Source organism: Streptomyces sp. SPB074, assembly GCF_000154905.1.
Taxonomy (GTDB): Bacteria; Actinomycetota; Actinomycetes; order Streptomycetales; family Streptomycetaceae; genus Streptomyces.
On the sequence record NZ_GG770539.1, the window covers coordinates 2,255,263 to 2,256,539 of the forward strand.

Sequence of the window (1,277 nt, forward strand, 5' to 3'; positions counted from 1 at the left end):
CGGTGGGCGGGGCGAGCGAGCAGGCGATCGCGACGGCGACGGAGAGCGGCACGCCCGTACAGGCGTACGTGACGGCGCTCCCGCCCGCGCGGGCGGAGGACGTCCCGGCGCACGCGCGGCGGCTGCGCGCCGCGGGGGCGAGCGGGCTCGGGCTCTACCACCTGGGCCTCGCTCCTGCCGCGCGCCTGGAGGTCCTGGGAACAATCGTGCGCGAGTGGCAACAGGCGGAAGGAACGAAGGAATGACGGACACGACCGGTACCGGCCCCGTCGCGGAGGCGGCCCGCGAGGCCGGCGCGGCGGCGGACGGCTTCGGGGCGCTCGCGCCCGCCGAGCGCCGCGAGCTGCTCGCCGCGTGCGCGGCGGCGCTGGAGGCGGCGACGGACGAGATCGTCTCCCTCGCGGCGGCGGAGAGCGGCCTCGCGGCGGACGCCCTGCGCGGCGAGATGGCGCGTACGACGGGGCAGTTGCGGCTGCTGGGCGCGCACGTCGCGGCCGGGCGGCACCTGCCCGAGCGGGTCTCGGCGGGGGTCGCGGCCGGGGGCGCCGACGTGCGTGCCGTGCGGGTCGCCGTGGGCCCGGTCGCGGTCTTCGCGGCGTCCAACTTGCCGCTCGCCTTCGGGGTCGCCGGGGGCGACACGGCGGCGGCGCTCGCGGCGGGCTGCCCCGTCGTCGTCAAGGCGCACCCGGCGCAGCCGGAGACGGCACGCGCGGTCGCCCGCGCGCTCGGCGGGGTGCTCCCCGACGGCGTGTTCTCGCTGGTGGAGGGCGGTACGGACGTCTCGCTCGCCCTCGTGGGCGCCCCGGAGATCCGCGCGGTCGGCTTCACCGGTTCGCTGACCGGGGGCCGGGCCCTGATGGACGCGGCGGCGGCCCGCCCCGAGCCGATCCCGGTCTACGCCGAAATGGGTTCCCTGAACCCGGTGTTCGTGCTCCCGGAAGCCGCCGGGGACGAGGAGTGGGCGACGGCCCTCGCGGGCTCGGCGACCCGCGCGATGGGCCAGCTGTGCACGAAGCCGGGCCTCGTGGTCCTCCCGGAGACGCCGGAGGGCGAGAAGCTCGCGGAGGCGCTGGCGCGGGCGGTGGCCGCCGCGCCCGCGCACCGGATGCTCACCCCGCCGATGGCCCGCGCCCACGAGGCGTGGGGCGAGCGGGCCCGTGCCCTGCCGGACGCCGTCGTCACCGCGTCGGCGGACGCCGCGGGACCGTTCGCCGTGCGCGTCCCGGCCGCGCGCCTGGGCGGCGAGCTGCTGGACGAGCACTTCGGCCCGGCGGTCG

Annotated in this window: 1 protein-coding gene and 1 pseudogene; both read left to right on the top strand. The window is 79.3% G+C overall.

What is annotated here, in order from left to right:
- Positions 1-245, top strand: a pseudogene (locus tag SSBG_RS09110) (hypothetical protein); the annotation flags it as partial.
- On the top strand, positions 242-1,277 hold a 1,036-nt coding region (locus SSBG_RS09115; RefSeq protein ID WP_037869308.1), incomplete at its 3' end, for an aldehyde dehydrogenase family protein. The pseudogene SSBG_RS09110 and the gene SSBG_RS09115, both read left to right, overlap by 4 nt.